Annotated in this window: 8 protein-coding genes; all 8 read right to left on the bottom strand. The window is 71.2% G+C overall.

Features of this window, described 5'->3' with window-relative positions; genetic code table 11:
* Positions 1 to 93: 93 nt before the first annotated feature.
* The 8 genes from GKQ77_RS22555 to GKQ77_RS22520 all read right to left on the bottom strand — a co-directional run bounded on the left by GKQ77_RS22555 (position 94) and on the right by GKQ77_RS22520 (position 7,717).
* Positions 94 to 873, bottom strand: coding sequence for an HAD-IIA family hydrolase (locus GKQ77_RS22555; RefSeq protein WP_219690751.1), 780 nt, complete (start codon positions 871 to 873; stop codon positions 94 to 96).
* Positions 874 to 1,009: 136 nt separating this feature from the next.
* Complete coding sequence (locus tag GKQ77_RS22550; protein ID WP_219690752.1) at positions 1,010 to 2,053, bottom strand: 2-aminoethylphosphonate ABC transporter substrate-binding protein; 1,044 nt, start codon at positions 2,051 to 2,053, stop codon at positions 1,010 to 1,012.
* Between the two features lie 95 nt (positions 2,054 to 2,148).
* A complete protein-coding gene (locus tag GKQ77_RS22545) occupies positions 2,149 to 2,946 on the bottom strand; it encodes an ABC transporter permease (protein WP_219690750.1) in 798 nt (265 codons plus the stop codon).
* Positions 2,933 to 3,898: a 2-aminoethylphosphonate ABC transporter permease subunit gene (locus GKQ77_RS22540; RefSeq protein ID WP_219690749.1), complete on the bottom strand. Its 966-nt coding sequence runs from the start codon at positions 3,896 to 3,898 to the stop codon at positions 2,933 to 2,935. Before GKQ77_RS22540 ends, GKQ77_RS22545 begins: the two co-directional genes overlap by 14 nt.
* Entirely contained in the window at positions 3,891 to 4,946 is a 1,056-nt protein-coding gene (locus tag GKQ77_RS22535; RefSeq protein WP_219690748.1) for an ABC transporter ATP-binding protein, read from the bottom strand. Before GKQ77_RS22535 ends, GKQ77_RS22540 begins: the two co-directional genes overlap by 8 nt.
* Complete coding sequence (locus GKQ77_RS22530) at positions 4,943 to 5,602, bottom strand: HAD family hydrolase (protein WP_258021766.1); 660 nt, start codon at positions 5,600 to 5,602, stop codon at positions 4,943 to 4,945. Before GKQ77_RS22530 ends, GKQ77_RS22535 begins: the two co-directional genes overlap by 4 nt.
* A gap of 59 nt (positions 5,603 to 5,661) precedes the next feature.
* Complete coding sequence (locus GKQ77_RS22525) at positions 5,662 to 6,786, bottom strand: TIGR03364 family FAD-dependent oxidoreductase (RefSeq protein WP_219690746.1); 1,125 nt, start codon at positions 6,784 to 6,786, stop codon at positions 5,662 to 5,664.
* 148 nt (positions 6,787 to 6,934) lie between these two features.
* A complete protein-coding gene (locus tag GKQ77_RS22520) occupies positions 6,935 to 7,717 on the bottom strand; it encodes a GntR family transcriptional regulator (RefSeq protein ID WP_219690745.1) in 783 nt (260 codons plus the stop codon).
* Positions 7,718 to 7,991: the final 274 nt, after the last annotated feature.

The raw sequence follows: 7,991 nt of genomic DNA, 5'->3' as shown, positions 1-7,991 counted from the left end.
GTCCACGACAGTGAAGGGGGGGGGCGGAACCCGCTCCAACCCGCCCCACCAGGTCCGCGACCGAGTCCACGGCAGCGGAAGGGCGGAACCGGGTCAGACCCGGTCCACCAGGTCCGCGATCGAGTCCACGACCGTGGAGGGGCGGAAGGGGTACTTGTCGATGTCCCGCCGGGTCGTGAGGCCGGTGAGCACCAGGAACGTCTCCATCCCCGCCTCCAGTCCGGCAAGGACATCCGTGTCCATGCGGTCACCGATCATCGCACTCGTCTCCGAATGCGCCCCGATCGCGTTGAGCCCCGTCCGCATCATCAGAGGATTCGGCTTCCCCGCGAAGTAGGGATTCTTGCCCGTCGCCTTGGTGATGAGCGCGGCGACCGCCCCCGTGGCCGGCAGCGGGCCCTCCGTGGAGGGGCCGGTCTCGTCGGGGTTGGTGCAGATGAAGCGGGCCCCGGCGTTGATGAGACGTACGGCCTTGGTCATCGCCTCGAAGGAGTACGTGCGGGTCTCGCCGAGGACCACGTAGTCCGGGTCGTGGTCGGTGAGTACGTACCCGATGTCGTGCAGGGCCGTGGTCAGACCGGCCTCCCCGATGACGTAGGCCGTGCCGCCGGGCCGCTGGTCGTCGAGGAACTTGGCGGTGGCCAGCGCGGACGTCCAGATGTTCTCGACCGGCACTTCGAGGCCCATGCGGGTCAGCCTGGCCTGGAGGTCACGCGCGGTGTAGATGGAGTTGTTGGTGAGGACGAGGAAGGGCTTGCCGGACTCGCGCAGCTTCTTGATGAACGCGTCGGCACCCGGGATCGGGACGCCCTCGTGGATGAGCACGCCGTCCATGTCGGTGAGCCACGATTCGATGGGCTTGCGCTCTGCCATGGGGTGCACTCCTGCGGTGTACGGGTTGGCTGGGGCGCCGGGACAGCGCTGTGCCGACGCCCCCACCCTAAACAGGAAGCCATGATCTTGACCCCGCCGATCACCGACCGAGCAGCGCAACCGGTCACCCGCCCGCTCAGCTCCCCGTCGCCGACTTCCACTCCTCGACGTACGTCTGAAGGTTTGCGGAGACGTCCGCCCAGTCCGGCTCGAAGATCTCGACGCCGTCGATGAGCTTGTCGAGGGCGACCGCGTTGGCGTCCGTGGCCTTGACGTCCTTGCGGGCCGCGAAGCCGCCGCCGATCTCGCTGACCTGCCGCTGCGCCTGCCGGCTGAGCAGATGGTCCAGGAACTTCTTCGCGTTGGCGCTGTGCGGCGCCTTGCTGACGAGCCCAGCCGCGTACGGGAGGGCGAAGGTGGTCCGCTCGCCGCCCTTCTTCGCGGGGAACCAGATGCCGAGGTTCGGCATGTCCTTGGACTGCGCGTAGTTCATCTGGACGTCGCCGTTGGCGGCGAGCAGCTCGCCCTTGTCGACCTTGGGCGCGAGCTTGCCGGTGGAGGCGGACGGGCCGACGTTGTTCGTCTGGAGCTTCTTCAGGTACGCCATCGCCGGCTTCCTGCCGCCGAAGTCGTGCATGGCCTTGATGAGCACGGCGGTGCCGTCGCCCGCGACACCGGGCGTGGAGTACTGCACCTTGCCCTTGTACGTGCTCGCCGTGAGGTCCTCCCACGTCCTCGGCGCCTTGGCGCCGGTCAGCTCCTTCTTGTTGTAGATGAAGCCGAAGTAGTTGTTGACGACGGAGGTCCACTTGCCGTCGGCGTCCTTGTCGGCGCCGTCGACCTCTTCGGAGCCCTTGGGCTTGTACGCCTGCAACAGCCCCTTCTCGTCGGCCTGTTGGATGAAGGGCGGCAGTGTGATGATGACGTCGGCCTGCGTGTTGGACTTCTCGCGGAGGGCGCGCTGCACCATCTCGCCCGAGCCGCCCTCGACGTAGTTCACCTTGATGCCGGTCTTCTTCTCGAAGTCCTTGAAGACGCGGTCGTACCAGCCGTCGCCGTTCTCGCCCTTGAGGCCGTCGGCGCTGTAGACGGTGATGACCTTGTCGTCGGAGGCGGCGGTGCCGCCGCACGCGGTGAGGGATCCGGCGAGGACGAGGCCGCCGGTGACGGCGGCGGCCATACGGAGGTGGCGGGCTCGGGTGAGGTGGCGGGCTCGGGCGGGGAGGGACATGACGTACGTACTCCTTGAGGGGTCGGCGAGAGGTCAGCGAGGGGTCAGCGATACGAGGCACGCGTACGGACGCGGGAGACGGCGAGGAGCACCAGCAGCGTCGCCGTCATGAGGACCACCGCGAGGGCGGCGCCGGTGAAGGTGGAGCCGCGGTCGGTGGCCGCGTAGATCCGCACGGGCAGCGGCGTCCAGTCCGGGGGGTAGAGCATCATCGTGGCGCTCAGCTCGCCCATGGAGAGCGCGAGGCAGAGCCCGGCGGCCGCGTTCAGGGAGGGCAGCAGGAGCGGCAGCTTCACCTTCCACAGGACGTACGAGGGCCGGGCGCCGAGGGAGGCGGCGGCCTGTTCGTACGCCGGGTCGAGACGCTGGATGGCGGCGGAGACCGACTGGTGGGCGAAGGCCGTGACGAGGACGGCGTGCGCGAGGATCACGATCCAGCGCGTGCCGTTGAGGATCATCGGGGGCTTGCTGAACGCGACGAGTACCGCGAGTCCGACGACGACCGAGGGCACGGCGACGGGCAGCAGGAACAGCGCGTCGACGACCCTCTTGCCGCCCTTCTTCAGCGAGGCCGCGGCGAGTGCCGCCCAGGTGCCCGCGGCGAGCGCCAGCAGGCTGGCCGCGAGGGCGGTGACCAGGCTCGTGGTGAGGGCCTGGAGCGATTCGCCGCGGGTGGCGGCCGTGTAGTGGCCGGTGGTGAAGCCGGAGGGGAAGGCCCCCGACCAGTGCGAGGAGAAGGACGCCGCGAGGATCACGAGGAGCGGCAGCGCGAAGAGGGGCAGGAAGAGGACGAGGAAGAGGCTCCAGACGGCCCACCTGCCCCCGCGGCTATGCACCAGCACGGCGGCTCACCACCCGGTAGAGGCCGTAGAGGCCCACGGAGATCGCGATGTTGACGACGGCGGCGACGCAGGCCGCCGGGTAGTCGGATTCGAGCATGGCCTCGCTGTAGACGAGCATCGGCAGGGTGGTGACGCCCTTGGCGCCGGTGAAGAGGACGATCCCGAACTCGTTCAGGCACATGACGAGGACGAGGCTGCCGCCCGCGGCGAGCGCGGGCAGCGCCTCGGGCAGGATGACGCGGCGCACGATCCGCCCCGGCCGGGCGCCGAGGCTTGAGGCCACCTCAAGCTGTGCCGTGTCGATCTGCGAGAACGCGGCGAGCAGTGGCCGCATGACGAAGGGCGTGAAGTACGTGATCTCCGCGAGGAGCACGCCCCAGGGCGTGGTCAGGAACTGGAAGGGTCCGTCGGCGGCGCCGGTCGCGTCCGTCCACACTCCGTTGGCCATGCCTTTCGTGCCGTAGACGAAGAGCAGGGCGAGGGTGATGAGGAAGGACGGGAAGGAGAGGAAGACGTCGATGAACTTCGATACTGCCTTTCCGCCGGGGAACGGCACGAAGGCGATGACCAGCGCGAGCGCGAACCCGAGCACGAGACATCCGGCGGTCGCCCCGAGCGCCAGCCACACGGTGGTGCCGAGCGCTTCCCGGAAGGCATCGGAGGCGAAGACGTCCGCGTACGGCTGGAGGGAGGTCCCGCCGGTGTCGGGTCGCACCGACTGCTGGACGACGAGGAAGAGGGGGTAGAGGAAGAACACCCCGAGAAGGACAACGGGCGGCAGCACCCACACGAGGGCGGGCACGCCGCGTCTGGCCCTCGCCGCTGTGGGCAACCGTTCCGCTGGGGCGATGGGGGTCCCCCCTGCTCGAGCGGAGTCGAGAGCTTGGGGGAGGGTGGGCACAGCCCCCGGTGCCGGGTCACTTGAACGGAGGCGCTCGGCAGGACTACCCATCGGTCACCCCTCCGGCAAGGAGCACCGCGTCCTCGGGCGCGAAGTGCAGCGTGACCTCGTCCCCGAGCGCGGGCGGCGTCCGCAGCTCCCGGAGGTCCGCCTTCACCCGCTCCCCGCCCACTTCGACGTACAGCCGGTGCGTGGCCCCGCGCCACTGGACCTCGGCCACCTTTCCGGTGACCGCGTTGGGCCCGTCCCCGAGCCCGACCAGATGCGGCCGCACGCAGAGTGTGGCCGTGGCGCCGGATATGACCTCTCCCGTGTGGACCTTCAGCTCGGCGTCCGCGAAGGAGACCGCGCCCGGGCCCCTCACGGTCACCGCGAGGAGGTTCGCGTTGCCCACGAAGGAGGCCGTGAACTCCGTGCGCGGAGTGCGGTACAGCTCCTGCGGGGTGCCGCAGTCCTGGAGGCGCGCCCGGTCCATGACGGCGATCCGGTCGGCCAGGGTCAGCGCCTCCACCTGGTCGTGGGTGACGTAGAGGATGGAGACGTCCGGCAGCTCCCGGTGCAGCCGCGCGAGTTCGGCGAGCATGCCGGAGCGGAGCTGCGCGTCGAGCGCGGAGAGCGGCTCGTCGAGGAGCAGCACGCCCGGCCGGATGGCGAGCGCCCGCGCGATGGCGACCCGCTGCTGCTGCCCGCCGGACAGCTCGCGCGGGAACCGCTTGGCGTACGAGGCCATCCCGGTCATCTCCAGGGCCTCGGCGACCCGGCCGGGAATCTCGGCCTTCGCCACCTTCTGCGCCTTCATTCCGAAGGCGACGTTGTCCTGGACCCGCATATGCGGGAAGAGGGCGTACTGCTGGACGACCATTCCGATGCCCCGCTGGTGCGGCGGCAGCCCGGTGACATCCCGTTCCCCGATGAAGATCCGCCCCGAGGCGGGCCGCACGAAGCCCGCGACGGCCCGCAGCGCGGTGGTCTTGCCGGACCCGGAGGGCCCGAGCAGCGCCATGACCTCGCCGGGTTCGACGGTCAGGTCGAGCGCGTCGAGGACGGTCTGCCGGCCGTAGGCGACACAGACCCGGTCGAAGCGGATGCCGCTGCTCATGTCCCCACCCGGTCGAGCAGGGCGGGCAGTCCGGCGACGGAGGCGAGGACGTGCGTGGCGCCGTGCCGCGTCAGCTCCGCCTCGCCGTGGGCCCCGGTCAGGACGCCCGCGACGACTCCGGCCCCGGCCCGTACGCCGCTCCTCATGTCGTACGCGGTGTCGCCCACGACAGCGATCTCCTGGACGCCCGCCACGGCGCCGGTCCGCAGGAAGGCGCTGAGCACCATGTCCGGGTAGGGCCGCCCGCGCCCGCCCGCGTCGGCGGGGCACAGGGTCAGCTCGACGAGTCCGCGCCAGCCGAGCGCGTCGAGGATGGCGTCCTGGGTGACACGGGCGAACCCGGTGGTCAACACCACGGTCGTCCCGGCGGACTTGAGCTGCTCGATGGCCTCGCGCGCTCCGGGGATCGGCGCGATGCGGCCGCCGTGGACGAGGTCCCCGTACGCCTCCTCGAAGGCGGTGTTGGCCCGCCGGGCGCGCGTCTCGTCGCCGAAGAGGTGACGGAAGACGGAGATCTTGGACTCGCCCATCGTGGCGCGCACGTACTCCAGCTTGGCGGCGTGGTCCGGGGTGCCGGGCTCGACGCCCAGTTCGCGCGCGGCGGCGGAGAAGGCCTGCTCGACGAGGCCGCCGTCGGCGACGGTGGTCCCGGCCATGTCGAGGACGACGAGCCCGATGCGGTGCTCTTCCTTCTGCGGCTGCGGCTGCAACTCCCTCACCATCCCAGTTCGTCGGCGGTCGTCTCGGCGATGGCGGGCGAGCAGGTCATGCCGCGGCCGCCGGGCCCGGTGACCAGCCACACGCCCTCGCGCACCTGCTGGCGGTGTACGACCCGGCCCGTGTCGACGCACTGCGCGTACACCCCGGCCCAGCGGCGCCTGATCCTCGGCAGCGGGCGGCCGAGGAAGCCCTCGACGACCTCGGTGAGGTGGTCGTAGGGGTCTTCGAGGGTGTCGAAGGCGAACGGGTGCTCGTACTCATGGGTGTCGCCGATGGTCAGCCCGCCGTCCGCGCGCTGCACCATGAGCAGCTGCATCTTGTGGGCGGCGGCGGTCGGGGTCTGCGCCTGCCCGGCGTTGAGCGCGTCGAGGGCGTCCGACGCGTACGCCGGGTAGTAGCGGAAGCTGTCGGCGTCGGCGACGGACGTGGGGAGCGGTTCGCCGAGCGGCGCGGTCTGCATCATCTGGAGGCGGACGTGGCGCACGGGCAGCTCGGGCCCGGCCAGTTCGCGCACGAGCCCGCTGAGCCAGGCGCCGGTGGCGAGCACGACGACATCACCCATGTGTACGTCGCCGTGGTCGTCGCGGACCGCGCTCTCACCGACGACCTCGCGGACCTCGCGGCCTGGCAGGAAGGTGTAGCGCGGGGAGGCCAGGAGGGCTTCGCGCAGCCGGAGTTGGGCGGTGCGGGGCTCGACGGCGGCATCCCGCTCGCACCAGAGCCCGGCGAGGAAGTCGCCGCGCAGCGCCGGGTTGAGGGCGCGTGCCTCGTCGGCGGTGAGGAGCTGGTAGCCGCGGGTGGCCGCGTCCGGGCGGGCGAGCGCGGCCTCGGCGACCGCTCGCTCGCGTTCGTTGCGTACGAGGGTCAGGGAGCCGTTGGCCCTGAAGCCGAGGCCCGGCACGCGCGCGCCGATGCCCTCCCACAGCTCGCGGGCGCGCAGCGCGGTCTCCAGCTCCTCGCCGCCCGCGCGGCCGCTCACCCATATCTGCCCGAAGTTGCGCAGGGACGCCCCGCGGGCCTCGCTCTCGCGCTCGATCTGTACGACCTCGTGGCCGCGTTCCACTGCGTGCCAGGCGTGCATGGTTCCCACCACGCCGGCTCCTACGACGATGACTCTCACGGCGGCAACGCTCCTGCCGACGGGTGGCCCGGGCGGGGCCGGGCGGCGACGGGACGGTGAACGAGCACGGAAGGTTGGCCTAGACCCGTTACCTTCTCGTTATCGGTGTGGGTCGACTGTCGGTGAGGGGCGCTCAGCCCGAATGGATTCAGCCGAGATGAGTGGTGAACGAGAACCGGTCACCCCGGTAGAGGGTCCGCACGCGCTCCAGCGGGCGGTGCTCGGTGTCCCGGGAGAGCCGGTGGATGAGCAGCATGGGCAGCGCGGGGGGCGTGCCGATGAGCAGGGCCTCGCGCGGGGTGGCGAGGACGGTCTCGATGCGTTCGTCGGCGTCACCGAAGGAGATGCCGAGCCGGTCGCGCAGGTACGCGTAGAAGGACGAGTCCGGCGCGAAGTCGCGGTCGAGGCGGGGCACCCTCGCCACGGAGACGTAGGTGCTCTCCAGGCCGACCCGCTCGTCGTCGGCGAGCAGGACGCGCTCCATGTGCCAGACGGGCTCGCCCTCCTCGGCGCCGGTCTCGGCGGCGAGCGCGGCGGGGCAGGGGAAACGGTCGAGGGAGATGAGGTGCCGGCCGGGGGCGCGGCCCTGGCGCCGTACGCCCTCGGTGTAACTCGCGAGGGACAGCGGCTGCTCCAGCTTGGGCCCGGCGACGACGGTCCCGCGGCCCTGCCTGCGCAGCCGCCCCTCAAGGAGCAGTTCGCGCAACGCCTGCCGCACGGTCTCCCGCGCCACCTCGTACCGCTCGGCGAGGTCCCGCTCGGTGGGCAGCGCCTGCCCGTCCCCCAACTCCTCCATGAGACCGGCGATCCTGGCCTTCACGGCGTAGTACTTGGGAATACGCCCATGCTCGGGAATCCCGGACCGGATGGGAGCGCCGGGCGCCTGGCCGAGGAGGTGGGCAGGGGGCTGAACGGCTTTCGGGTTGTCCACCTGGGGATGTTCGCAGACGGATGTGAACGGGTGCCGAGTGCCCTGGGGGGCGCGGGGTGCTGGACGCGCCCCCGAAGGGGCGCGGGGAACTGCGCGCCCAGCCACACCCCACCCGCAGGTGAGGAGCCAGCGCAACCACCCCAATGGGGCGCGAGGAACTGCGCGCCCAGCCACAACAAACCCGCACCAGGCCCCCGCGCCAGACCCCGCGCCGGAATCAACGCCCCGCACGCAACCGCCGATACCTCCCCAACAACACCGCACCCCCCACAAG

The sequence above is a fragment of the Streptomyces anatolicus genome (assembly GCF_019400875.1).
Taxonomy (GTDB): Bacteria; Actinomycetota; Actinomycetes; order Streptomycetales; family Streptomycetaceae; genus Streptomyces; species Streptomyces anatolicus.
The sequence above is the reverse complement of the archived record's forward strand: the minus strand, read 5'-3'. Positions and strand labels throughout refer to the sequence as shown.